The following is a 24,806-nucleotide window of genomic DNA, read 5'->3' as shown; positions in this document are numbered from 1 at the left end:
TGTCCGATAAATGTCACCATCGAAAGGAACCCTGTGACGCTCTACACTGCCCCGAACCGCGGACGCTCCATCGTCATCTCTGGCGGACTCGGCCGTATTAATACTATTCTCGGCGTCCTCAGCGGTAAGCTGGTGATTCATTCCTATAATCCTGTTGACTTTGAACCTGCAAAGCCGTTTTGGCCCCAAATTGAAGCACAACAATTGCACCCCACTGTTCGTTTCTATGTGCATTCATTGAACTGGATTGACTTCATCGTCGACCGCGCATTAGAGCGCCCAAAGTCCGAGTGGGCTGAAGAAGTCTCTGAAGGGGTAGAGTTCACTAAGCAGGTGGCAAGGGATTGGTGGCTGATGAACTTGTCGTCGCCTGACTGGGAGGACGATGAGTATGTTTGGGGTGGGCATGCGGTGGCGATTAGAGCGGCGTCGCTTAGCGTGCTTAGTGAAGTCTTCCCTGAGGATGAATGGTTGCGGGAGGCTATTGAATACCACGGGCAGTGGCTTATGAAGCATTTTGATGGCTACTGGAACCACGGTCTTGCACAGGCACTGTCGTTGCTGGTGGTGGGAGGCAGGCTGAGCGAAGAGTCGATGCTATCAACTGGGGCCGAACGAATCTTGGCGTGTCTTGAGGTAATGATCGACGAGGAAGGCGCCATCAATGAGCAAGCGCCAGAATACGCTAGCTACATTGAGCGTCTCCGACAGACCGCCGTCCTCGCACTGGAGCTTTACGGGCGACCAGGCGTTGAGCAGCTCCGTGCTAAACAGAAACCGCTGGAGGAGTTTATTGCGCATTCCCTCACACCTGACGGGACCTATGTGGAAGTCGGTGATTCTATGCCGCGGCGTCCAGAATTCGTGCGGGGGGGAGCTCTGGAATTTGCATTGTCCAATGGAGCTAAAGGCACGGAAATCCCCCGTGTCAAAGTGTATAGCGCCGGCTATGTGTTTGGGCGCTCAGGGTTCGGGCAACGTCGACCTAGTGGGTTGGAAAGCTATTATTCATTGCGTTTTGGGCCGGCGCGCGACATACATGGGCATTTTGACCACCTTTCGTTGACTTTCTGGGATCGTGGTCGGAATATTATCGTGGATGCGGGGCATCCAGGTTACGTGCGCGGTCAGATGCGTTCTTACGCGCAGAGCCGTCTAGCGCATAATGTGCTTACCGTACGTGGAAAGGCGCATGATACCGGCGCTGCTTCGCGTTTGGTAAAACGCCAGATAGAGACTACTTGGTCCGCGTTTGATCTTGAAGACAATGCTTGGGGAGGGCTGACGTGGAAGCGCAGTGTATGTTTTACAGATTGTGGACCTTTCGTTGTAGTGGATAGTTTGCCTCCCTCTAGAACGGCAAGATACGCCGAACAACGGTGGAACGTGGCTCCAGAGTTCGAATACGTCGGGTCCCAGTATGAGACTGTGAAGTTTCGTTCTGTTGTTGATGGAACACAGTTAGTGTTTATCCGCTACGGAATAGAAGGAACGCGCTTTTACGAACATCTGGATGTAAATCTGGCTCGTGGAGACCGTGAGCAGCTTCGCGGTGTTGTTTTCAGAAATGAGCAGCCAGAGGACACTTGGACCGTGGGGTTTGGACGTGCGAGCCAAGACTTTAACCTTGTCACTGCGGTTGTGGTGGCAGGGCCCGAGGAGAAGATTGAATATACTTTCAAAGGTCAAGGGGAAGACAAAAGAGTATTGCGCATTGTTCGAGGAACACACACATATCGTTTTGAGTACGACGTAAAGAATAAATGCGTTCGTGCATTATCTGTGCCTGTTGGACGCGGATATGCAGACGGTGGACTTATTCCGCGGTGATGCGTTCCACTACAGTGCGGTTAATACGCCAGTCTGCACGGCCTTCGCTGAAACCGGAGTAGTAAAGCTCGAAGTTTAAATCCCCACCGCCTTTGTGCGGGACAAGGGCAGACTTGTAGAGATTAGGGTATCCAGACTCCTCATGGGAGATAATCGGGGTGTCAGAACGCTTCCAGGTGATTCCGTCCTTGGAACTCGCAAGATATAGGTTCCCCCGCTTAACGGTGCCGGGGATGATATGGACAAGACCAACATACTCTCCCTCGTAGAGCTGGACATCTATGTGCCACAGACGTTGGTCAGACTTGAGCGCTGGTTCAAAGCGGACGGTGGTAGGCGGCGACCAAAATTTCAAATCCGAGCTTTCATAAAACAACATTTGATTTGCTCTACCAGCACGGTTAGCTACGCCGTAGAGCCGCCAATTATGCCCAGTCCAGATGAGAGCTTGGGACATGAACTGTGGTTCACCCGACCAGATTTCTTCTTTATCAGACCAGTGAATGCCATCGGTAGATTTCATCAGGAAAATGCGGTTTGTCTTGCCGTTAGGGCGATCCACCGTACGCCACGTCAGGTACATCTCGCCGCTAGGTGCCATGACAAGCTGGGTATCAGAGTTATGCGGGTTGGGCTTGCCAAGCTGGTCGTCGAGAGGATTTGTTAGACCGTTGGGAACCTGCCACGTTGTACCGTCGTTGGAGACGACGAGGTTGGGATCTTCAGAGCTTTCATCGCTAGCCGGGTACGGGGTCATGGCCATCCAGTACTTCCAACCGTTCCAGCCTTGCTCAAAATAGAGAACTGAAGGGTGGGTGGCTTGGCCGCTGCCTTCATGAGTCGGGAGTTTGAGCTGAGGGCCGCGAGGAGCAGTCCATGCCCACAGCGGGGATTTGTCGGTACTGGTAGCTAGACGCTTTCTAATCTCAGCAACGTGTTGAATATAGCTTGGGGAAGGGATTAGGGGTGTGGTCGGTGCCGGGGTAGCGCTTTTCGTCGGCTGTGTAGAGGTAGTAGGCACCGCACTGCTGGAGGCAGTCGTGGTTGCCGTTGACCGTGAAGTAGAGCTTGACTTAGAGCTTTGGGAAGAACCAATACCTGGCAGAAGATTTGCAATGAGTGCTAGTCCGCCTACTCCTGCGGCAAGTGCGACCAGTGCGGAAATTACTTGACGTGCATGCTCTTCGTTGAACTCTGGCAGGGTAGGTGCCTGGAAAGCAGGTACTTGTTGGGCTTGCGTGGGCGCTGGCGTGGAAGCTTGGACAGCGAAAATCGAAGTTGTGACCGTAAGGGCGACTAGTGCTTTTCCGGAGCGGGATAGACGGCGCATGGGGATCCTTTTTGCATAAGAAGGTGGTGGGCTCAAATTCTAGTCCGTGGTGGCGCAGGGGGAAATGATTGGAATCCGGTGGGGTGAAAGCTCCTATGGAGTTGTCCAATTTTTTAGTTCGGCCCTTGTAGTAACTAAACGCATTTCTCAAGGGTAATCGAAAGGTAGACGGTAGTCTCGCTGTCCTTCGGAACTCAGGCGGCAAAGTGCGGCGGGGCTGACGTTGGGACCAGGTATGACGAGGTTTCGCAATGCAGTGTGGGCGGGCGGTGTTGAAGCCGACGACGAAAGGGATGAAAACAGCGCCGTCGGTAAGCATTGGTGAGGGGATCGAAATTGAGCGGTCCTGGGGACTAGGTAAAGTGCCGCAGGCGCAGCAAGACTGAGTACGAGTCATCTCGCGAGCGCACCCAGTATAATCTCTCGGCTTGCCAGAAACGCGCGCTGGGATAGTCCGCAAGCTTCTGCGCAAGCGGTGAATAGTCTGGGATTAAGCCAGCCGTCGGAGAATACGATCCTGCGAGAAACTTGCAACCCTCATGGGTCTTCGCCATGGTACTGGGCGCGACAATCGGATGAGACGCCTATATCTTGCCCTTCGACGGGATGCAGAAAGCGGGGCTTGCTGGAACGGTCATCGGCTTTGTCGTTGGTGGCCTGATGATTGCTATTATTGGGTTGAGTTACGGCTTTACTATTCGTGCGCTGCCGCTGACTGGTGGTGGGGTGGCGTTTGCTATGGCCGCGCTCGGCCGGACTCACGCGTTTATCGCAGGCTGGGCGTTGACACTGGGGTAGTCTTGCGTCGTCCCGTTGAATGCGTCGACGGTCACGCTTGTCTTCCGCGTCACGTTCCTTGAATTGGTCATGAGGGGTGCGTTTCCTGGCAAGTTTCAGTCCTTTGCCGTTGTGATCATGATTGTGGCGGTGGTGGTTGTCTTGGCGTGGATGGTGATTTATTACGTCGCCAAGCGCCCGGCGCTTGCCCCTGCTTTCCCCGTCGACGTCCCGCCGGCAGCAGCGGTTGCGACCATCAGCGCTTTTGCCCCGTGGGCCTACGTGGGCTTTGATTCCATTCCGCAGCTGGCGGGCGAGTTCAGTTTCTCGCCGAAGAAAGCACTAGGCCTTCTGATGTGGGGAGTCATTGCGGCGACCTTGATTTATTTGGCGATGATGCTCGCAACCTCCATCGCTGTGGGAACTCGTCACGATGCTTTCGAAGGGGAGGTTTGGCCGCCGGCGGCAGCTATTAGCGAGGTGATGGGACCAGCTGGCTTGGTTCTCATGGTTGTAGCTGTTAGTGCTGGAGTCCTTACTGGACTTAACGGATTCTTCACTGCGGCAAGCCGCGTGTTGTTTACTCTTGGTCGTGCCAACCTGGTCTCAAGCCGGTTGGGTGAGCTACATGGTAAGCAGCGCAGCCCACGCAATGCGATTCTCTTGGTGTGCGCGGTGTGCTTGGTGACCCCGTGGTTTGGGCGCGCATCTTTGTCGTGGGTCGTCGACATGTCCAGTGCCGGCATCACGGTGGCGTACTTCTATACCTGCTTCAGTGCATGGAAGATTGCGCGTACCGGGCAGGTTCCTGGGATGGCTAAGCCGATTGCGCCGAACAAGTTTTACGAGTACTTCGCGCTAGCCGGGTGTATTCTCTCCGTCGGGTTCTTGGCGCTGCTCTTTGTCCCGGGTTCGCCTGGCATGTTGGGAACGGCTCCGCTCATCGTGTTGGCGGTCTGGATTGTGCTGGGGCTGGTGTCGTGGGCCATCAAGAGTCGGCAGTTGAAGGATCTGCCGCCGGAGGAGACGGCGGCGTTGATTCTGGATTAGTGAGCTAAGCTAATTCCCTGTGCAGCAGAAACACCAAGAAGCAACGGTTTTCCATGCATTGCGCCGATGGAAAGGTGCGAGTCTATCGTGGATTAGTTTGTTGATCGAGTCAGTATCGGTTGCGGATGCGTCTAAATTCCTCGCTCCGCTCACGATTGCCATTCCGGTCCTTACTGCGATGTGGGAGGCGTCGGCAGTATCGGAATCCGTGCTCATCACGGCGACAATCGCTGTTGCCGTCGTGGTTGTCCTGTACTGGCTTGGGGCGGTTTCTAAGGAGAGTAAGGACCGTTATTCCTACGCTGTCCGGTCACTGAGCGCACGCACAGTTAAGGCATTGAGTGAAGCGCAGCTGTCTGAATATCAGAAGTCGGTGGGGTACAGGATGGAAGATTTTGGGGGAAGGCTGTTTCTGAAGTCGCAACACATTGATGAGTTCATTCAGAATGGCGGGCTAGAAAAACCTTGGGAATACTCGTCCTTTAAATATCGCTTACCAAGCAAGCTACAGCAGTTCAAGTACCTTAACCTGCGCCGCCACTATGCCAAAGGGCGGGCGATGTTCAACGGAAAGCTGTTGGGGCTCGCATGCGACCCAGATGAGAATAGTGCCGTGATTCAGGTACATCCCATTGGGTATTTCGATCACATCACGAGCAATCTTGTGGTGGATAATCTCTACTTCACCCCAGGATATGAGGAGCTCATTTACGACGGCAACAGCCTGATTATTAACCCTGAAACTGGTGAGCTCGTCAACTTCATCGAAAGCAATGCTGCCAACGTGATTGGCTCCTCAACTCTGGTCATCACCAAAGACAACAAGATGATCATTGGGTATCAGGGGGCGATGTCCGATAACTCACGGAACTCGCTGATCCCTTCCGGATCTGGCTCGGTGTCGTTGTTGGACGGGAAGTACTCCGCAACCTTTGCCGACATCCTCAGTCTCGCTGCTGAACGTGAGTACTTCGAAGAAGCCGCTGTTCCGGGTACAAGGAGGTACCTAAAGAAGCTTTCGAGCAACAAGCCCACGCCCTTCCGTTCTTCGGTGACGCTTCCAGTTCCAGTAGTCACCAAACCCATCGGATTCCTGCGTGATCTGACACGTGCTGGGCTGCCTGACTACTTTTGCTTGTCTTATCTTGACTTGCCGGCCGATAAAGCAATTGGGTCCAAGGAATTCCGTGAGGAGAAAGGACTGCAGCGGGGGATGCATTGCGTGGAGATTGGGGCGTCGGAAAGCGTGGCTGATGCGCTGGCGAGAGTGATCGCTGACGCCGAATCCGAGGGGCGGGGAGTGTCTATGCAAATCTTAGCTATCCGAGACATCCTGGTGGACATGGAAGAGCGAGGGGTGCTTTCTGCTTTCGTGGGCGGCTTGAAAGGCGAGGCTTCTGTTTCTGCTGACCCGGCTAAGGTTCACTCGGCCTAAACCGCGCACAGTCGGACGGTAAGCAGCGAGCTAACGATGAGTAAAGCGCAGACCGTATGAGCTGGCACTTGACTTTGCGGTAACAGTTAGGACACACACGATGGCACAAGGAATGGGGTAAGGGGCGTGGACCAAGCTGAGGTTGGAGACGTAGTTGCGTTTCGAGAAAGTGATTCTATCGAGGGGCAATCCTTGAAGGCGCAGGTGGTTGACATCGAGCCCTCTGGAAAGGCTTCATTCCGGTATAGCCTACAGCTTGAGGACGGATCCATTCGAAAGGTCTCACGTCCGCGAATAAAAGGACCATGGGCGAAGGCTGCTGAGATCGATGAACTCGTGAATCATCAGGTGAGGTTACACGCGCAACGAGGTGGGGAAGAGCAAGATAGTGCCGCAAGCTTCATGATTGAGAGTTGCCGCCTAGGAGAAGCCATGGAGCTGGGAAGCGGCGATGATTTCATAATCACCGATCCGAGAGCTCTTGAAGTACTAGTGGATTCCCCATTGGACGTGCTTTTGGAGGGTGTTCTAACCGCCCCCTGCAAAGAAGGACTGCAAATATCTCCCTTGGGCGGAGTCCGCATTGTGCAAAGATTCGCGGAAGTCTCTCCTGATGAAGTGCTTGAGGTCGTGGCAAAAGAAGAGAAAGAGTGGAAATTTAAGCTCCGAGAGCATCACGGAATTATTTCTGCGCGATGGGAATGGGAATTCTATTGTGAGCACTACCGGCCGATGTTTGAACTCTGGCGTGAATGGTGCGGTTTTGCTGCGGTGCGGAAGTACGAACGAGAAATAGCGGCTGAAGCAGAGGGAGAAAGGCTTTTTGACTTGGCTAAGCGGCTAATTGAGCATATCGAAAAGAATGAGCCAGAGATTGCCAAAATGTACCGGCACGAACTACTCGCGGAACAGATAACGCCATATACCATCCGGGAGACGCCGGACAGGCCATTAGAGCCAGACGAGATTCCAGTTCGGGTTGAGTATCGAAGGCGGCGTTGGGGGTGATAGCACTGAAGCTCTTGACTGAATGGTGTTAAATGAGGCAAAGTTTAGTCAGGAGCAGCCCTACATCATGTACAGCTGCTCGACCCTCACCGGGCTACTGGCAGGTGAGGGTCATTTAGTCTCCTTGCGCGCCGGGTAGACCGTGCGGTCGTTCAAACGAGTTGTTTCAAAAGGGGCTAGAACATCGAACTTTGAGAGCTTCTCCCATACCTTGCGGGATTGGCCGCGGTCGGTGAGGATACCGAGCTTCACACAGCGGAGAAGTACGGCTTCGGTGCTGAAGACTGTTGCTGCTTGTCGCTTGTGTATGAGCTCTTTCGCGTCTTCGTCATCAATGATGATGGCGGTACTCACCGAAGGGTCCTCCTCAAGGAGCGCTAGGCAGTGAGCGATTGCGACGTATTCTCCCAGGTTCTTTGCCATTCCACCCTGGATTGAGAATCTGGGGCCCGCGAATAGACGGATGTGTTTGAAGAGGCGATCTTTGTCGTCGTCAAGCACGTGCACGTGTCCATGCGTAATGAGTGATGCCCATGTTCGGAAGCCGGACTGGAACCGAGTCTCTTTTAGCTTTCGGTGCACTTCGTCTCTGACTGCCGTGGGCACGAGAAGCTGCTCATCGCCCACGAATTTGAAAAGGAGGTCCTGCTCGCCGGCGCAGATGAAATTCAGCAACACGCTGGTGTCCGCAAAGATGAACCTTCTAGTCATGGTGAAACTACTCGTTGGCGAAGAAATCATCCAGGTCAGCCTCAATATCGCGCTGGCCTGTGAGATTTTGGCTGACAGAACTCCGGTCGGCGTACATTGAATCCGCTACTTCTTCGGGGCTTACCTGCTCGGCGAAGGCTACAGTCGATAGGGTGATGAGTCCTTGGGAGTAGGCCTTGTAGGCATCAGCAACGAGCCTTTCGGAAGCACGTGGCAAAGCAGCAATTTTGCGTGCATGGTCATACGTGGCTTTCCATCCGAAGCGGGAGGCGAGTCCCTTGGCGGTGTGATTCTTTAGTTCTTCCTTGATGTCTTTCGAGATAAGACCTGCTTGGTGCAGCTGGATGGCTGCTACGTGTGGAGAGACTTGGAATTGTTGGACAACTGCAGACAATAGCTCTTCCGTATCTGCGTACGGAGGCAGCTCTTGCAACGCTTCTTCAGGGCAGAGTACGCAGCGCGCAAAGGTGTTCGCGCGTGTTTCGGAAGGCAGGGTCTTGTCGCATTGTAAGGAAGCGCCATCCTCCGTGATGTCTCCGGCCACGATGTGCCCGATTTCGTGGGCGACAGTGAAACGCTGTCGGAAAGGATTATTACTCGTGCTGATCCCTACGGTTAAGGCACCTGAAGCAGGATCGCGAAGAGTCAGTGCATCGAGGCCATCCGTCAAGTCGAGCACGATGAAGTCAGCGTCAACGAGCTTCATGAGATTGTTGATGTCGCCGACAGGCCCCAAGTCGAGATCGTGCTTCGCGCGAAAACCAGCAGCCAGGTCAACGCCCTGTTGAGAGGGGCTCGTTGAATTAGGCATGTGTGCTATCCAGGTTCACTCGTAGCTGGAGATAAGGCAGAAGAGTTTGTGTTGCTTCCTCGGTTTTGGCCTGGTGGCCACGGGCTGCAACGCGGACCCGCTGGGAGAGCGGGGTGGTGTCCACAAGCTCAGCGGCATCGATACCTAGAGCCCACGCGAGGGCCATGATGTGGTGGAGAGTTGGCGTAGCGGTGCCCTTCTCCAGTCGGGCCAGGGTGGGCTGGGACAGAATTTCATCGGTCATGGCGGCGAGCTCTCTTTGGCTGAGTCCGCGAAGCTGACGCTGCATGCGGACGCGCTCGCCGAAGTCGGTAGGGATGTTCATTTTGTGCTCCTTGTTGACTTCGATTAAACACGTGAATCAGGTTTGAGTCAATATGATTCAGGGTGAAGTTGGTGCGAATTGGTCGCAAACTATTGCCGCTATCGCACGCCCGGGCAAGCCTGAAATTGGCAAGCCTAAAACCTTGGTTAGTCAATCCTTTTTGAGCGGGCGCATGAGCGGAAGACCGAGACTTGTAAAAGAGACTGCGCAAAGCTGATAGGGAAGAGTTTCCCTGCCCGCTCTCGCTCCAGCGATTGCATTCGAATCTAAAAGTGCGCCGATTCATTCTGGCCTGTCATGTGGGTTTTTGATACCGGTGTGGAGGAACATTGTCGTGATTCCGTATTTTGTAAGCCAAAGAGTAGCGCGGTCAGCCTGTAAACCGATCCAATGTAAAATGAGATAAAGATTTTCGAAGTTACTTGTTTTAGTTTTTAGAAGGGGCTGGATTTGCTTTTAAAAATCCCCACCACAGAAGCCGTTCTTGAGGGGATTGTTTGGCACTACACGGATGTGCAAGGCTTCAAGGGGATTGTTGAATCCGAAGGATTATGGGCCACGAATGCTGACTTTCTTAACGATCCTACTGAGCTTAAATATGGTGTAGAACTTTTAATTGGACGCCTATCTGAAAGGCTTGCGGAAGAAAAGCGTGTTGAGGAACAGGCAAACCTCAAATATATCCTTGAGGCCTTCAAGGATTCATCTGGTTTCTTCGAGTCCCAAACCAGTCAATTTTATTTGCTTTCTGCGAGCGTCGAGGGTGATTTCTTAAACCAATGGGCGCATTATGCAGGCGGTGGCGGCGTGGCAGTAGGTATTTGCGCGCAGTACGACCTGCAGATCGTCGACCGAGATCGAAAACTCGTCCCGTTTGAATTGGGTAATTGGGAGTACATGAAACTTTGGAATCCTTGTTACATTTCGTCGGGGTGGCGAAAAGTCCTCTATGATCCTGATCTGCAGATCGATCAGCTTGATGAGCTAATCAGTTTCTATCTTCGGTCCATGCGAAAAGAGTCGCTTCCTGAATCTGCGACGGGAATTAAAGAAAATCCCTCAAAAACCGCAGACGATTTCTGGCGTACCGCTCGTTTAGTGTGCTCGTATTTGAAGCACCCCAGTTTCAAGGATGAACGAGAAGTCCGTGCAATCTATCATGATTACCGTGGTGATTTGTCGCACTTTCGTGCGACGCAAAAATCGATTGTTCCTTACTTAGAGACCCGATTTGGATCAGCTCCCGTGCGCGGTGAAGCCAACATACCTCACCTTGCGCATGTGCGGTTGGGGCCAGGTGCGACTAGAAAAGAAATTAGGGCGACGAAGGAATTCCTACAAGCGAGAGGATTTAACTCGACTAAGGTGACCATGTCGGTCTCCCCCTACTTGCCTTCTCGCTGACAATCGCACCAAGCACTCCGCCGTGCAGGTTGTAATAGTCAAGCCATAGCGACGGAGATGTAGGTGCAGCTTTAGGTTACGTCCACCTAGTTGACTTCTATCTCAACGCTGCCCATGAAATACCGGGAATGAGACTTTTTCAAGGACTCCAAGGAGGGCGCCGAGATGTGGGCGATCGCAATATCAGGATCGTCGATCGCTGCTTCGAGGCGGAGGCGTTCCTTAAGCGCTTGAGTCGAGTCCGAGAATTGTTTGAGGAAAGACTCGCCTGAGCGACGTTTGTAAGTGATTACAAATTCAGCCACTGTGCTGCTCCGATTCATCCGGCTGTCCAACAAGGATTTCAGTTGTGTACGGCCCCTAATCTAGTAGGAATCTGTCGAGCACGGGGCTCTAACTGTTGTCGCGAGTGAATCCCTGCTTGGCTATGGTCGAGCTCCTCTTCCTGAAAGCCGTGGCGAGGGCAGGGACGTTGGCATCGAGAAAGTCGTGGACGGTGGCGGAGATGTTCTCTTTGTCATCGGCATCGCGAGTGATTCGGCCAACCTGCTGAATGACAACGCCGCGGAAGCTTACTGGGGCGGCCAGCACAAGAGTGTCCAGTGCAGGAAGATCAATGCCTTCGCCAGCCACCTGGGACATGGCTAAAAGGACGAAATGCGGTGTTGCGGCAATTTGTTCACGGACGGCTTGCCGCTCAGTGGCTTTTTGCCCGCCATGAAGTTGGAGGACGGGGAAGGGGGCGTCGGTAAGCAGGGCGTTGAGGGCAGCGAGGTGTTCGCGTCGTTTCACCAGGACGAGGACCGTGTGCTCGTCCTGCGCAGCTTGTGTGATGACATCGGCGATGAGGCGGTTTCGGTCCTCATCCGCCGCCAGAGCGGTGTCGAGGTCGGGCCAGAACAGGTAAGGGGAGTTGTACGTGAACTCGGTGTTGTGGACTACGTAATCGCGGCGTCCGGGGCGTTCGAGCTCGACGGTATGGCGGATAGGGCCGCAAATGAGGGGAAGAAGCTTATCGAGGCCGTCGGAGCGGTAAGGCGTCGCGGTCATTCCGAGCATAAAGCGAACGTTGAGGTGCGCGAGGACGTTGGTTAAACCCGCAGCGCCGACTCGGTGGCATTCGTCAACGATGATGTGGCCATAGCTGGAGAGAAAGTCAGTCTTGGAATCGCTACGGCTGATGGACTGAGCTGTGACAATGTCTATCTCTCCGCTGAGCTTCTTCTTGGTGCCCGAGTATTGCCCAACCTGAACGTCTGGAAGAAACTGCTTGAGGGCTTGGCGCCATTGGGTAGCAAGCTCCCTGGATGGAACAATCACCGCAGTGGGAACTTGACGCTGGGCGATGATTGCACATGCCATGACGGTCTTCCCGGTGCCAGGAGGAGCAATGAGCATTCCAGACTTGTGCTTGAGCATCTGTTTGACGGCGGAGTGCTGGTAGGGGCGTAGTTCACCGGCGAATGACGCATCGATGCGCTGAGGTTTGGGCGTACGTCCGCGGCGTGTGACGGTATATCCGGCAGTCTTCAAGATGTCGATGACGTCATCGAGCGTGCCACGGTCGAGCGTGAGGACTTGGTCCTTCTCATCAAAACGTACGATGATCCGTGGAGTGCCGAAAGTGGAGAAACGCTGGGCCTGCTTGATATAGAACTGCGGGTTAGCAATAGCACCTAGGTGCCGCAGGGCCGTACGAGTGGTGGCGTCGACGCCCGATAAATCGACGTGGACGTGCGAATCGTGGGTGACGTGGACCTTTCCCGAGGCCTTGAGTCTCTTTAGTTCTGCGCGGGTGGGTGCCTGAGGAAGGGATGTCTCGGGATCGGGCTGAAGCGCAGCGTAGATTCTCTTGAGCTCGGAAAGCGTCGCCTTCTTCGTTCTTGCCAAAGCTTCGAATTGGTCTGGCAATGGTTGAAAATCATTGTCGACGAAGACTGTTGTGCCTTCGGATCGATGGTGGCCTGCTAATGGGAGGGCAATCAGGTTGCCGAAGCCACGGCCTTTAGCCGGCAGCGTGTCTTGGGATGGAAAGAATCGGTCGAAACTGGAGAAGTAGGAATCCGGGCTAGCCTTGGCAAGAAGCCCGATGCCCACGGACCGAGCGAGGCCGGCGGGAATAGGTTCGTCGAAGAATACCCAGACATGAGCTCCGTTCCCAGAGCGCGATACTTCTATGAGCGGGTCGAGGCCCTGGTTCTTGCATTCTTCCGCGTAGGCGCGGGCGGCTTGCTTGAAGTCGTCATCATCAAAATCGCAGACCAACAGCCGGCAACTATCATCTGTGCACAGTGGATAAAGCCCAACGTGAAAGTGATTATCACGGCGCAGATGTCCTTCGATCACCTTCGGTGTCAGGGGCTTTAGGTTGGGATTTCTTCGGTCATAGTAGCCATTGCTAGCCGGGTACCAAGCCTTCTTTCCCGCAGTATTTTTGGCTACTGCGTAGACATCTGTCCTCCCAGTGAAGTAATCCATGAAGAGGGCAATTTTCTCTTCAGGTGAGCGGTTTTCAGAGTGAACGTTCGCCGGCGGCGGTGTGACTGCAGTACTAGGGCGCGAAGGAGCATGACCGAGGGCCTGCAGTAGTTGGGCCACCTGGGACTCCAATTCGCTAACGCGAGTTTCAAGTGCTTGGAGGCGTTCCTGTTCAGTCATGGTGCGTGTTCCTTGTGTGTCGGAACTAGTTTATCGGACGGTGTGCGGGTAAGAGCCTTGTCGGCTTGGTGTTGTATTGCTTAGAATAAGCGTACGACGAGCCGGCTACCGGAACGTTGTCGCCTGGAGCCGCGTAGGCTCCAGAGCTTTGTGGAGGGCCTTCTGGGAGCAGTGATGGAGTGCGTGCTTTAACAGTCAAGCCGTGATTCTGGCAGGTGTACCGGGCATACGCAGCAAGTGGAGCATTGGAGCGGCCTCTATGCACCTCTAGGCATTCGCACACAACTCGGTTGTCCTTGAGAAGAGTCTCACTGAAAGGTGAAAGACACTTCAGGTGTAAGTGTCATGCTGGGATAGGAGGGTTGATGACTTCCTCTACGCAGATTCTCCAACGAGTGCTAATCTCTGAGATAAGCAGGTGCTGACTACTAAAGGGCGAAGGAGGGACTAAATTGACAAAGTCGACCGTTTCAAAACCTGACCACATTAATACTTCTGTAACTCAGGTCCAAGATATGGATGAGGAAGACCGTCGCCGCTACGTTGAGTACTTAGGGCGGGAGATCGCCAATTGGTCCGCGGAACTTAACCGCCGTCTAGCTTGACCATTTATCCCGACGAAGAGGAAGTCCTAATCGTCGGAGAATTGGCTTGTGGGTCCCCTCTGCAAATCCGTGATTCAAATCAGTTTAAAGCAAATGTAAACCGACCGGTGACTACTGTTCTCGGGAGAGACGCGTTTCCAACCGCTTGGGATAAAGCTGCAGCACTTCTGCATTCTTTCTGCACCACGCAAAGTCTTTTCGATGGTAACAAGCGGACTGGCTGGGCGGCTTGCTGGTTGTTTCTCAGGCTGAACTTGGCAGTAGGGCCCCTGCTTGGAAAAGTTGATGCAGATGCCTCTGAGCATCTTGTGGAAAGAATAGTCAGTGAAAAAGTTGGCGTGCCTGAAATCGCAGATGCTTTGCGGTCTTTGGTGGCACCTTTCCTAGGGAACGCCGGTAATCTACCGTCAGGGTTTAGCGTAACGAAAATAACGGATGAAGGGGAAGACTATTTTGTAGGGGTTGGAAAGACTCCTGACGGAACTCGCTTTATTTACCTGTATCTCGCGGTGAACCAGAGTACCCCTATTGAAATGGTGCTTACTCCCGATCAAGCACGCGAAGCAGCTGAAGAATTACTCCAGTATGCCGATAACCCTCTAGAGAAAAAGAGAATAAAGTTTAAAGCTCGAGCAATTCAAGCGCACTTAGACATGCATGACTGGTCTAGGTACATCTAGGCAGTTTGAAATACCAGAGCAAGCGCAATCTAGCTCATGCGCTAGCCGTGACCAGCTCCTTGAGTGCATTGAGCGTCTCGCGTGAGGCGGTGCCGTAGCGCTCGCGCAGGAAGTGGTGGGTGGCGTCGGGATTGCCCAGGGACACGGGCGCGTCGCTGAGGTTGTGCAGTTCCGATTCGCCGGCGGAGGTCTTCTCCACGGACCAGAAGCTCTCGGGGTGCAGGCCCAGCTCGCCGGCGCGCTCGAGGACGCTGAAGGTGTGGGAGGCAAAGATGAGCTGCGCGCCGTTGACGTTGATACTGGGCTCGCGGAAGGCCTGGATGATGAAGTCAAGGAGCGCTGGGCGCAGGGCGGAATCCAGCTCATCGGCCACCAGGATCCCGCCGCGGCGCAGAGTATCGAGAACCAGGGGAGCGGTGGCCATCCAGTTCTGCGTGCCACCGGATTCATCGGTCAGCTTCAGCTCGTAGAAGGAATCATCGGACTTGTGCTCCACGATGATGGCGTGCAGCAGGGATTCAATCTCCGCATCGGAGTAGGCGTTGAACTCGTCGGGGCGGCGGAGCCGGGCGTTGCTGCGGCTGAGCGCGTCGATGACCGGGCGCATCTGGCGGAAGACGTGCTCCGGGATGCGGTCCTGGTTGAGGCGTACGGAGTGGATACCGGCATCGGCCGCGCGAAGTAGGGCGGCAGCCTCATGCAGGCGCAGCTTGCCGGTGCGGATGAGGCTGGTGATGCGGGAGGCAGTGCTCATCGCGGTATGCCCGTGCGGAAGGTAGGCCACGTCGTGCACCAATGCGCGGGCCAGCGGGGCGAGGACGGGGTGCCCATCGCGCAGGCCGGCCGAGAGGATCAGCTCGGTGTCTGTCACGGGGCCGAGCTTGGCCACATCCCCCTTATCCATAAAGGAGCGCGTCCACTGCACCTCCTCACCGCGGGTGCGCACGAAACAGGGGCTCCACCTGGTTGATGGCATGCGGCTGAGCCACTCGGCATGCACGCCGGTGAAACTCCACTGGAAGCCGTAGAGATAGCGCACACCATCGAGTTCGAACTCCAGCTCAAAAGTGCTGGGCAAGCGCTGCGTGCGGGGATCCAGGCGGTAAGGGGCGTGGGGGAGTTGGTTGGGTGGGGCGTCGGCAAGCCAGGCGGTGGCAGAGGACTCGATGGCAAGCAGTGCGAAGGCGAGGGCGTTGAGGACGCTGCTCTTTCCGGATGCAGTGGGGCCGATAAGGACGGTGATGGGGTCGCTGACCTGCTCCCAACCTTCCTTCGGCGCGGTGGAGTGCTGCCAATGGTGGTACAGCGAAAGCGTCTGCGTGGCGCGGATGCTGCGGAAGTTGGACACGCTAAAGGAAAGGAGCCTCATGGTCGCGACACTACAGGCTCACGCATGCCGGATCATAGACGGCTGTTTTAGAACCGGGTGCGTGCCCGCATCCGGATTTCGGACTCATCTTAGTGGCGGCTGGTAGCGTCTGTTTACATACCGCAACTAGCAACCACAGGAGGCCATATCCTATGGACGGGGATACCACTGGGCTGCTCGTATGCGTCGGTTTAGTGCTGGTCATGGTGGCCTACTGGACCTTTTATATACGGTACGTGCGGAGGAATCCCCAATCAGAAGAGTGGTACGACTCAGCCGATGCAACAGGCGCGGAAAGCGATGGCGTCCTCTTCATTTATCCTTATGGCACACTCATTATGGGCGCGGCCGGTGTCACAGGGTTGTTGGCAAGTGCGAACCTTCCCGAGTCCGTCGAAACGGTGCTGATTGTTCCGCTCGTGGCGGCTTTTGTCATCGGGGTTATTGGGTTTACGGGGGCGATTGGGATTCCGCTTCCGTGGCCTTTTGTTCCGCGTTGGGTCGTGGACATCCGCACAGCAAAGCGCGCGCGACGCCGCGCGCGCAGGCAAGCCAGAAGGATGAAAAAGGAGGAATAAGCCTGGCAGCTTACCCAGCGTCCTAGAACCCAGCCCGACTAAAAAGTGAGCAGAAGCGTGCCTTGGCTCCTCCCTGGCGGTGAAAGGGCGGAAGAGTGCTGTCGAAGTTCAGACAGCGATTTCAGGGGCCTAAATTGTCGTTTTCTGGGCCCGCCGATTAATGTTGCTGGGAGCGGATTCGCTGTGTGCGCAAAAGCATGCAGGGAATACGCGGGGCTATAGCTCAGTCGGTTAGAGCTACGGACTCATAATCCGTTGGTCCCGGGTTCGAGCCCCGGTGGCCCCACAATTCGAAGCTTCCATTGCTCATTCCTTTTATGCTGTCCTTTTTTGGGGTGCGTTGTACGTCGTTTCGAACGTTGGGATGGTGCCGTGTCTCGGGCCTGTTGTACTCTTGGCAGGAACTGGAAGGAGGGCAGACATGGAACAATATACGGCGCGGCAAATAGCTGAATGGTTCGTGGCGTGGGCTGATGAAACTGACGATGCAGAAATTACGCAGCTCAAGCTTCAAAAGCTTCTTTACTACGCCAAGGGGCTGCATATGCGCAATTCTGATGGTCTGCCGCTTTTTCCTGAACGAATGGAAGCATGGGCACATGGCCCAGTAGTCGTAGATGTCTACCATGACGTTAAGCACTACGGAAAGCTTCCCATCGACCCCGATGAGTTCATCTCGGATGATTTCAACTGGGATGATTACCGCGACGTTGAGCAGGATTTGATTGAAGTGTGGGACAAATATGGTCCTTATTCCGCATGGGCATTGCGGAATAAAACCCACACCGAATCTCCTTGGAAGAAGAACTTCGTCGAAGGCAAACGCGGGTTGGAAATAACGGATGCCGATCTGAAGAACTATTTCTGCTAGCTGTGAGCAAGAAAAGTAAACGACGGGGGAGTAGGCCAACCAGAGGGGTGAGGAGCGCCCCAGCCTCAAGCGTCGTGGATGCTCTTCGCAGTTCTAGGGCTGACTATCCGCTCCTGTCAACGCGGTTCCTGCAGAAGGGGTGGGGCTTCGGGGAGCTAGATGACTCGATGCGCGCGGAGTTTTTGGAAAAGTGGCACAAGCGGTCAGTGCTGTCATGGAAAGAGCTGGCACAGCATCCCAAGCACGGACTTGGCTCAGAGTTTATTCCGGCAAGCGCGATCATTCCTAAGATTCCTCGGCAGTTTCAGGACGTCGAGAGGTTCCGGGTTTACCGCCACAAAGGGAATCTCCCTTTTGCGGGCTGGAAAGACGGGGAAGTGTTTTATGTCATTTGGATTGAGAAAGCCTACAACGAGCTCTACGTGCATTAGCGCCTTTTCTAAGCGTCCGTGGCCCGCCAGCCAGGCGGCGTATTTCAAGGAATAGCTCCTCAATGCGAGATATCGCACAGCACCCGATACGATGACCACCATGAGCGTTGTCGAGATGGACCCATTGATCGAGTCGCTGTACTACTGGTCCGACATCATTGGTGTCCTCCTCATGGGCATGATTGGCGGCACCATGGCCCGCCAGCGTGGCTATGACATCGTGGGCTTCTTCTTCATTGCGATGTTCTCCTCCCTCGGCGGCGGCATGATCCGTGACGTGCTGATCAACCGCGGCACCGTCGCCGCGATGAGTCAGCCGGAGTATCTCTACCTGGCGTTTGCCGGCGCAATCATCGCCCGCTTCGTCTACTTCAAAGGCAAGACGTGGGACTATGTCCAGTCCCATGGGGATGCGGTGGTCTCGGCGCTGTGGGCGTCGACAGGCGCGCTCAAGGCCATTGCCTATGGGCTGCCGCTGATTCCTTGCATCATGATGGGCGTGTTCACCGCCACGGGTGGTTCCATGATCCGTGACATCGCCATGGGGCGCGAACCCGCCGTCTTTGGGGATAACACACCCACCGTGATCCCCGCGGTGGCCTGCGCTTTGGTGGTCCTCGGCGCGGATTCGGCCGGCTACTTGGCCTGGGGAGTCATTCTTGGTCCGGTTGTCTCCTTCGTGATGACCATGCTGGGTATCTGGGCCGGGTGGCGCGTGCCCGCCCGCCAGGAGTGGGCGCCGGTTAATGACACCGCGGCCTACGTCATGGTGATGGCGCGGAAGGCGGAAAGCAAGGGCAGGGCCGTGGGGCGTCGCCTAGAGCCCTCCAAACTCCGTTCTTGGCGCCACAACCAGATGGAAAAGGCACTGCAGCGCCGTATCGAGCGCGAGGTGCGCGCCGGCAAGCGTCGTTCGGAAGCAGCCATTGATGCCACCGAGTTCCTCGACTCCTTCAATGAGGAAGTCGCGGAGATGTCGCAGATGATGAAGCCGCCCGCCGCGGAAGCGGAAACCTCCGATTTCGGCGTGGACTTGAGCGGCGATTCCTACGAGACCCCGAGCACCGAGGGGCCGACACCACGCGAGCTTTTGGATCGCATTTTGGCCGATGACCAGCTCACCGATGAGTTGGTGGAGAGGCTCATGCGCCGTTATGAAAAGAGAGATGATTAGATCCTTTAAAGTATTAGTGAGAGTGAGGTGATGAACGCGTGACTTCGAGGCGTTCTTTTCTAGGCATGCTGGCGGCGCTAGCGGTGTCGGGCGTCGTGGTGCCCACGGTGGCGGGATGCACGGCGGAGCCTGGCAACGTCGACACCTCAGACATGAACCTCATCACCACGGATATCTCGGAGCCACAGCGCACCCTCATCCCGGCTGATTCCAACGATGTGCCGGGGCAGACCATCATCAACCTTGTGTACTCGGGGTTGATGTACCTGGATGAAACCGGTGGCGCTCACTATGACTTGGCGGAATCCATCACGCAGGTCGATGACACGACATATGACGTGGTGATTCGAGATGACGCCGTGTTTTCCGACGGTTCAACCGTGGAAGCAGAAGACTTCGTCGATACGTGGAATACCGCGGTGCGCCAGTCGCTGCTCTCCGCGCATCACTTTGAACCAATCCGTGGCTTCCACGAAGGCAGGAAGTCAATGCGCGGCCTTAAGGTGACGGGGCCGAAAACTTTCCGCATTGAGCTCTCACGCCCCACGGCGGGATTCCTCGAGCGCCTGGGATACTCGGTCTTTTTCCCCATGCGCTCCGAAGACCAGGATAGGCTGAGCGATCGCGGAACAGATCCCATCGGCAGCGGGCCTTATGTGCTGGCTTCCTGGGGGCGCGAGAAAGCTGTGACCCTCGTGCCGAACCCTCGCTACAAGGGGCCGCGAACGCCGCAGAATGAAGGCATCAAGTTCGTGGTGTATTCCTCGGAGGAGCAGGCCTACCAGGACCTCGTAGATGGCAAGCTGGACGTGCTCACGCGGATCCCGGCGGAGAAGCTAGGCAGCTTTGAAAAGGAACTGGGCTCGCGCGCTCTGGCCAAGCCTGGCGGTTCCATCATGGAAATCACCATCCCCGCCAACGATGCGAACTTCCGCGGTGAGGCCGGACGCTTGCGCCGCCGCGCGTTGTCCATGGCAATCGACCGCGAAGGAATGGCCCGGGACATCTTCCACGGTATGGTGCTTCCCGCCACCGGCTTCGTCGCGCCGCTGGACGGTTCCATTCCGCCGACACCGGAGGGGGCCGACGTCTTGACCTACCAGCCGGAGAAGGCCCGCGAACTGTGGGAGCAGGCTGAAAAGCTGGAACCGTTTGATGGGATTTTCAGCATTTCCTATAACACCGACGGCGGCCATAAGACCTGGATCGACGCCGTGGCGAAGCAACTGTCGGATACCCTCGGCGTGCCGGCGGAGGGCCATGAGTTTGCCACTTTGAAGGACCTCAGACAAGAGGTGATTGCCCGTCATCTCACCGGTGCCTTCCGCACGATCTGGCAAGCGGAGTTCCCTGAGGAATCTACCTTCCTGGTGCCGCTATATGCGTCCTACTCTTCGGAAAATGAATCAGGCTTTAACAGCTCTGAATACGATGAGCTGCTGAAGAAGGCAGGTCAGGCGAAGAGCCGGGAGGAAGCCCAAAAGCATTACACGGAGGCCCAGGGCCTGTTGCTGGAGAAGATGCCGGCGATTCCGCTGTGGACGACCAAGAGTTTCTGCGCTTTCGGCGAGGACATCGTCCCCGCGGGCTACACGTGGAAGCCAACTCCGAATTACTATCTCATCCACCGCGCTTAAGGCTCCAAGGGTTCTGTCAGGCTGAAGGACTAGGCTTGGCGCAATGCTGAAGTATTACTTGTTCGCCATGTGGCAGGCCATCGTGGATCACGGCCTGCCGCTGCTGGGAATGCTGTTGTTGGCGATTCTCATCCCGCGCATCGGCCGCTTGGCAGTGAGGGTCATTGAGTCCCGTTTGGATGAGAATCAAGAGTCCACCAAGGCGCGTTTGGCGCTTGCCGGTGCACTGGTCTACGTGGCGCAGGCGGTTGCCTATTTCCTTCTTGTGTTGGCCGCGCTGGCCAACGTCGGGGTGCCACCCCTGGGCGCGGCTATCCCCGCGACAGTCGTTTCGGCCGCCGTCGGTTTCGGCGCGCAGGCCATCATCGGTGACTTCCTTGCGGGATTCTTCATCCTCTCGGAAAAGCAGTTCGGCGTGGGTGATTACGTCAGCTTCGACGGTGTAACTGGCGTGGAGGGCACCGTCGTTTCGCTGACGCTGCGCACGACGACTGTGCGCACACCTACCGGTGAAGTGGTCATGGTGCCGAATGGTTCCGCGGGCGTGGTCACGAACTTCTCGCAAGAATGGTCGCGCGCGGTGGTGGATATCGCTATCCCGGTCCACGAGGGCGAGTCCTTGCCGGAGATCACCGAACAGGTGGAAAAGATTTCGAAGCGAGCCCTTGAAGCCCCAGACATCCACGCGGATGTGGCCGGTGAGCTCGACGTTCTGCCCGCCACTGGGCTCACGGCCCCCACTGCGGCCGGCCAGCCATGGCAGGTGCAGTACCGCGTCCTTGTGCAGGTCAACCCCGCCCGCCAGTGGGCGGTGGAACGCGCGATCCGCTCGGCGCTGCTCTCCACCTTCTGGGATCTGTACAAGCTTCCCACCACTGAGGGCGTGCCGGGTGATGCCTCGCAGGAGCTTGGCGACGTCCCCGCTGCCGACGCCCCCACCACCATCATGCCGGCGGCAAATACTGCGGAGCTTTCGCACAAAGACGTGGCATCGGATGCGGAGACGGAGGCCATTGCGGCCGACGCCGTCGCTGATGCCGGCGCTATGCCCCAAGACAGCAAGGATGACGGGCCGGGCCGGCCAGCTTATGCGGACGACTCCGAGGAGGATGAAGAGGACGATTATCAGCGCGGTATCTGGCGCGACGATAAGCCGGACAACAAGTGGAACTATTTCTGGACGCTCGGCGGGCGCGTGCGGGCCTCAACCACGGGGCTCATCGTCGGCCTCGGTGTAGTTGGCCTGTTGCTGCTTTCCTCCGCTAACCCTGATGGGGTGGACGCCGGGTGGCTATCGCCCTCGCGGTGGATGGGGCAGTCCGAATCCACTTCTGAGTCGGCGCAACCTTCTGCGCCTTCCGCCGCGCCACTGACCACACCTCAGGAGGCGCCGGCAACTGACTCCACGGGCTCCGCAGAACAGGAGCCGACGGCAGAAGTTGATCCGCACACGCCAACTGATAGCACCCCGGACAGCGAAGCTGTGTATGCCCCCGCGGATCCGCAGGACGCCGAAACCCAGGCCCCAGTGGAGCAAAACTCCGAAGCACCCGCGCCCACGGCGAACGAGCAGCCTTCCGCGATCGTTTCTGAGGGAGCCGCAGAGCCGTCCACCGTGATGTAGCTCCGCGGCATCACCGAGAGGCGCCGCAAAGAAATGAGAGAGGCGCGTGGAGAGGGCGCACCAGAGATATGAGTGATAGGGAAGTGCAGCGACGAAATGCGCTACATTTTTGATATCGGCGCGGCGGGCTCATCCGTTAACTCATGCGGTGTAGCCCGCTGCTGGCTTCCAGCTCGCTGTGGCTTTCCGGCGTGATGTAGCCCTCGGATTTGTGCGATTTCCTGCGGGGTAGTGCTGCAGGATATAACTTGAGTTTATGAAGAAGTTCTCTCGCGCGGTTCTCGCCGCCTCTGTTTCTGTATCTGTCGCACTGTCCGTTGTTGTTCCTGCTCAAGCGGAGACCACGGCCCCTAACTCCGAGCCAACCGCAACGGTTTCCTCCGAGTCTGACTCCTCCTCCCAGGAAGCTGATTCCTCGAGCCAGGGTTCTGGCTCCTCCAACAAGGACGAGGATGACGCCGAATTCCAGCAGTCCTCCGAAGGCGAAATGATTGCGCTCGGCGTAGGCATTACCGCAGCGGTCCTCGCGGCTGCCGCCGGCGGCGTGTACTGGGCGGTGCAGCAGCGCATCATTCCGAACCCGCTGCCAGGCATCATCCCCTCTCCGCCGGCACCAGCTCCGGCACCTGCTCCTGCACCGCAGCCGGCTCCTGCCCCAGCCCCGGCGCCCAAGCCGGCTCCCGCACCTAAGCCGGCTCCGGCCCAGAAGCCTGCCCCCGCGTCCTTTACTCGCTGCGCAGACGTGTGGAACGCACTAGGCCGCCCGATCTATGCGGGTGAGCCAGGTTTCCGCTCCAAGTTCGACCGCGATGGTGATGGCGTAGGCTGCGAGCGCGATCCTCGTTAAGCTGGAGCGCATGAGCGCTTTTTCTTCTCTTGAGTCCTGGCCAGTCGATACCGTTGCCGCCGCCTTGTTGCACCGCGGCGAGGTAGTAGAGCAGCTGGGGGATGCCCCCCGCCGCTTCCCGGTGGCCTCCGTGACCAAGCTGGTGGCCGCCTATGGGGTGATGGTGGCCGTGGAAGAAGGGGCGGTGGAGCTGGATCGGCCGGCAGGCCCTGAAGGCTCCACGTTGCGCCATCTTTTAGCCCATGCCTCGGGGGTGGGCTTTGATACTCGGGAGCAACAAAAGCCTGTCGGCGAGCGCCGTATCTACTCCTCGGCCGGCTATGAATGGGCCGCCGAGGAAGTGGAGAAGGCCACCGAGATTCCTTTTGCTGAATACCTTGCTGAAGGCGTGTGCGCCCCGCTGGGGATGCGGGCCACTACCTTGGAAGGCTCGGCCGGGCACGGTTTGGTTTCTAGTGTGGAGGACCTCGTCGCCTTTGCTGCTGAGGTCTACTCGCCCAGCCTGCTTGATCCTTCGACGGTGGAGGAAATGCGCAGCGTTCAGTTCCCCGGTCTGCGCGGCATTGTTCCCGGCTATGGCAGCTTCAAAGACTGCCCGTGGGGGTTGGGCTTTGAAATCCACGGTGAGAAGCAGCAGTGGATGGGTGGCTTGCCCGCCGATGCCGTGGGGCATTTCGGCATGAGCGGTACCTACCTGTGGGTGGCTGGTGACTGGGCCATGGTTTCGCTGACGGATCGCGATTTTGGCGAGTGGTGCAAGCCTTTGTGGGCCGAGACCAACACGGCCATCTGGCAGGAGTGCCAGGCGGGGTAGCCAGGGTGGCATGACGGTGTTGAGCGTCGTCGCGGCGTACCGTAGGGCGCCGCAACGGGGGTAGTGGGGTAGCTGTGGCGACAACGAGTGCGTGTTGCATGCGTTGACTTATGTGACTGAAGTGATTGATGGGGCGATTTTCGGGGTGGAAGTCTCAAGTTCTTGTTGAGCCTGTGGGGGCTTAAGCGCAGGTTGAGGGTTGTTGTGGCTCAAGTGGCGGGGGAAAATTGTGGGCGCACAACGACGCACCGTGTGGCCGCATACTGCGGTCGCACCAAGCGGTGTTCGCGCCTCGGCGCGAGTGACGTGATGAAGACAAGTTCGTAGGGGAAGACGAAGCTCGTCTTGCGTCGGCGCATGCCGGCGTGCCATCACTCGCACGTCAAAGGAGTTTAAGGAGTGAATCAACGCGTTCACCCGCAGCGGGCCGGTGCCACCGCGCCGGCCGCTTCAGCCACCCCACTTGGCAGCCCGGCAGATAGCTGGCCCAACCGCGCCTGCGGTGAGGTCTGTACCGCCGTGCTGCAGATCTCGGGCATGCCGCGCAGTCTGCGCCCTGCCATCGAGCGCGCCATGGCGCGCTGCATCAGCAGCGAAAGCGAGTTCATAGTGCCTGGTGATGACCCGCTGACCGCCCAATGGTGTACCCGTTGGCACCGCGACCCAGTATGGGATCCGCTTAGCGGCCGCGTTCCTGACAACGCAGGCGGCCTCGGGATAGGCTGCCAGCAAGTTATTACGGGAACGCCCAGCGAACTGGACGCGCTGGGCCGCGCCGTGGAGATGTTGGCGGGGGAGTACGGGTTCAGGGGCGTCGTCAAGCGTGCGGTCTAAGTC

Annotated in this window: 23 protein-coding genes and 1 tRNA gene; 17 read left to right on the top strand and 7 right to left on the bottom strand. The window is 56.8% G+C overall.

From position 1 onward, the window contains the following. The first annotated feature begins 33 nt into the window (after window positions 1-33). Complete coding sequence (locus QP999_RS06335) at window positions 34-1,830, top strand: heparinase II/III domain-containing protein (RefSeq protein ID WP_284847896.1); 1,797 nt, start codon at window positions 34-36, stop codon at window positions 1,828-1,830. Here the strand turns inward: QP999_RS06335 and QP999_RS06330 are convergent. Next, window positions 1,817-2,587 carry a hypothetical protein gene (locus QP999_RS06330; RefSeq protein ID WP_284847895.1) on the bottom strand — a complete coding sequence of 257 codons (771 nt, stop codon included), beginning with the start codon at window positions 2,585-2,587 and terminating at the stop codon, window positions 1,817-1,819. The two genes, QP999_RS06335 and QP999_RS06330, sit on opposite strands and share 14 nt — an antisense overlap. A gap of 1,179 nt (window positions 2,588-3,766) precedes the next feature. Here QP999_RS06330 and QP999_RS06325 point away from each other — a divergent pair. The 4 genes from QP999_RS06325 to QP999_RS06310 all read left to right on the top strand — a co-directional run bounded on the left by QP999_RS06325 (window position 3,767) and on the right by QP999_RS06310 (window position 7,430). Continuing rightward, the gene (locus tag QP999_RS06325; protein ID WP_284847894.1) at window positions 3,767-3,958 is read left to right on the top strand and encodes a hypothetical protein; all 192 of its coding nucleotides are present in this window, start codon (window positions 3,767-3,769) and stop codon (window positions 3,956-3,958) included. Window positions 3,959-4,027: 69 nt separating this feature from the next. Further along, on the top strand, window positions 4,028-4,987 hold the full coding sequence (locus QP999_RS06320; RefSeq protein ID WP_284847893.1) for an APC family permease: 960 nt from the start codon (window positions 4,028-4,030) through the stop codon (window positions 4,985-4,987). 19 nt (window positions 4,988-5,006) lie between these two features. After that, window positions 5,007-6,422: a hypothetical protein gene (locus QP999_RS06315; RefSeq protein ID WP_284847892.1), complete on the top strand. Its 1,416-nt coding sequence runs from the start codon at window positions 5,007-5,009 to the stop codon at window positions 6,420-6,422. A gap of 126 nt (window positions 6,423-6,548) precedes the next feature. Next, window positions 6,549-7,430, top strand: a complete 882-nt coding sequence (locus tag QP999_RS06310) for a hypothetical protein (RefSeq protein WP_284847891.1) — start codon at window positions 6,549-6,551, stop codon at window positions 7,428-7,430. Window positions 7,431-7,541: 111 nt separating this feature from the next. Here the strand turns inward: QP999_RS06310 and QP999_RS06305 are convergent, their stop codons facing one another. Genes QP999_RS06305 through QP999_RS06295 form a run of 3 tightly spaced genes read right to left on the bottom strand, consistent with a single transcriptional unit; the run spans window position 7,542 to window position 9,277 of the window. Further along, entirely contained in the window at window positions 7,542-8,141 is a 600-nt protein-coding gene (locus tag QP999_RS06305; protein ID WP_284847890.1) for a PIN domain-containing protein, read from the bottom strand. Between the two features lie 7 nt (window positions 8,142-8,148). Further along, window positions 8,149-8,952, bottom strand: a complete 804-nt coding sequence (locus tag QP999_RS06300) for an ImmA/IrrE family metallo-endopeptidase (protein WP_284847889.1) — start codon at window positions 8,950-8,952, stop codon at window positions 8,149-8,151. Then, window positions 8,945-9,277, bottom strand: coding sequence for a helix-turn-helix domain-containing protein (locus QP999_RS06295; RefSeq protein ID WP_143334713.1), 333 nt, complete (start codon window positions 9,275-9,277; stop codon window positions 8,945-8,947). The genes QP999_RS06300 and QP999_RS06295 overlap by 8 nt, the downstream gene beginning before the upstream one ends. Window positions 9,278-9,727: 450 nt before the next feature. Here QP999_RS06295 and QP999_RS06290 point away from each other — a divergent pair, with 450 nt between their 5' ends. Then, a complete protein-coding gene (locus tag QP999_RS06290) occupies window positions 9,728-10,681 on the top strand; it encodes a DUF2971 domain-containing protein (RefSeq protein WP_284847888.1) in 954 nt (317 codons plus the stop codon). An 86-nt stretch (window positions 10,682-10,767) separates the two neighbouring features. On the opposite strand, the gene QP999_RS06285 is transcribed toward QP999_RS06290, so the two are convergent. Both QP999_RS06285 and QP999_RS06280 read right to left on the bottom strand, forming a co-directional pair. After that, window positions 10,768-10,986, bottom strand: a complete 219-nt coding sequence (locus tag QP999_RS06285) for a hypothetical protein (protein WP_143334715.1) — start codon at window positions 10,984-10,986, stop codon at window positions 10,768-10,770. An 88-nt stretch (window positions 10,987-11,074) separates the two neighbouring features. Beyond that, entirely contained in the window at window positions 11,075-13,339 is a 2,265-nt protein-coding gene (locus QP999_RS06280) for a DEAD/DEAH box helicase (RefSeq protein WP_284847887.1), read from the bottom strand. Window positions 13,340-13,940: 601 nt separating this feature from the next. Here QP999_RS06280 and QP999_RS06275 point away from each other — a divergent pair. Continuing rightward, a complete protein-coding gene (locus QP999_RS06275) occupies window positions 13,941-14,624 on the top strand; it encodes a type II toxin-antitoxin system death-on-curing family toxin (protein ID WP_141752571.1) in 684 nt (227 codons plus the stop codon). 34 nt (window positions 14,625-14,658) lie between these two features. Here QP999_RS06275 and QP999_RS06270 read toward each other — a convergent pair whose 3' ends face one another. Then, a complete protein-coding gene (locus tag QP999_RS06270) occupies window positions 14,659-15,993 on the bottom strand; it encodes an AAA family ATPase (protein WP_284847886.1) in 1,335 nt (444 codons plus the stop codon). A 152-nt stretch (window positions 15,994-16,145) separates the two neighbouring features. On the opposite strand from QP999_RS06270, the gene QP999_RS06265 reads away from it, so the two are divergent. From QP999_RS06265 to QP999_RS06220, 10 genes are all read left to right on the top strand, one after another. Further along, entirely contained in the window at window positions 16,146-16,571 is a 426-nt protein-coding gene (locus QP999_RS06265; RefSeq protein ID WP_201827660.1) for a hypothetical protein, read from the top strand. A 212-nt stretch (window positions 16,572-16,783) separates the two neighbouring features. Next, a tRNA-Ile gene (locus tag QP999_RS06260) sits at window positions 16,784-16,857 on the top strand. Between the two features lie 135 nt (window positions 16,858-16,992). Next, window positions 16,993-17,442 (top strand): Panacea domain-containing protein, encoded by a 450-nt coding sequence (locus QP999_RS06255; protein ID WP_070711510.1) that lies wholly within the window; start codon window positions 16,993-16,995, stop codon window positions 17,440-17,442. 74 nt (window positions 17,443-17,516) lie between these two features. Next, window positions 17,517-17,873, top strand: coding sequence for a hypothetical protein (locus QP999_RS06250; RefSeq protein WP_083303775.1), 357 nt, complete (start codon window positions 17,517-17,519; stop codon window positions 17,871-17,873). A gap of 100 nt (window positions 17,874-17,973) precedes the next feature. Then, window positions 17,974-19,047 (top strand): trimeric intracellular cation channel family protein, encoded by a 1,074-nt coding sequence (locus tag QP999_RS06245; protein WP_070532747.1) that lies wholly within the window; start codon window positions 17,974-17,976, stop codon window positions 19,045-19,047. A gap of 38 nt (window positions 19,048-19,085) precedes the next feature. Continuing rightward, window positions 19,086-20,684 (top strand): peptide ABC transporter substrate-binding protein, encoded by a 1,599-nt coding sequence (locus QP999_RS06240; RefSeq protein WP_284847885.1) that lies wholly within the window; start codon window positions 19,086-19,088, stop codon window positions 20,682-20,684. Between the two features lie 43 nt (window positions 20,685-20,727). Then, window positions 20,728-22,308, top strand: coding sequence for a mechanosensitive ion channel domain-containing protein (locus QP999_RS06235; protein WP_284847884.1), 1,581 nt, complete (start codon window positions 20,728-20,730; stop codon window positions 22,306-22,308). A gap of 256 nt (window positions 22,309-22,564) precedes the next feature. Beyond that, complete coding sequence (locus QP999_RS06230; RefSeq protein ID WP_143334722.1) at window positions 22,565-23,155, top strand: excalibur calcium-binding domain-containing protein; 591 nt, start codon at window positions 22,565-22,567, stop codon at window positions 23,153-23,155. 10 nt (window positions 23,156-23,165) lie between these two features. Then, entirely contained in the window at window positions 23,166-23,969 is an 804-nt protein-coding gene (locus QP999_RS06225; RefSeq protein ID WP_284847883.1) for a serine hydrolase domain-containing protein, read from the top strand. A gap of 399 nt (window positions 23,970-24,368) precedes the next feature. Continuing rightward, entirely contained in the window at window positions 24,369-24,803 is a 435-nt protein-coding gene (locus QP999_RS06220; RefSeq protein ID WP_193634016.1) for a hypothetical protein, read from the top strand. The last annotated feature ends 3 nt before the right edge of the window (window positions 24,804-24,806 follow it).

Origin of the sequence: Corynebacterium sp. MSK004, from assembly GCF_030232515.1 — a bacterium.
Classification (GTDB): domain Bacteria; phylum Actinomycetota; class Actinomycetes; order Mycobacteriales; family Mycobacteriaceae; genus Corynebacterium; species Corynebacterium hesseae.
The sequence above is the reverse complement of the archived record's forward strand: the minus strand, read 5'-3'. Positions and strand labels throughout refer to the sequence as shown.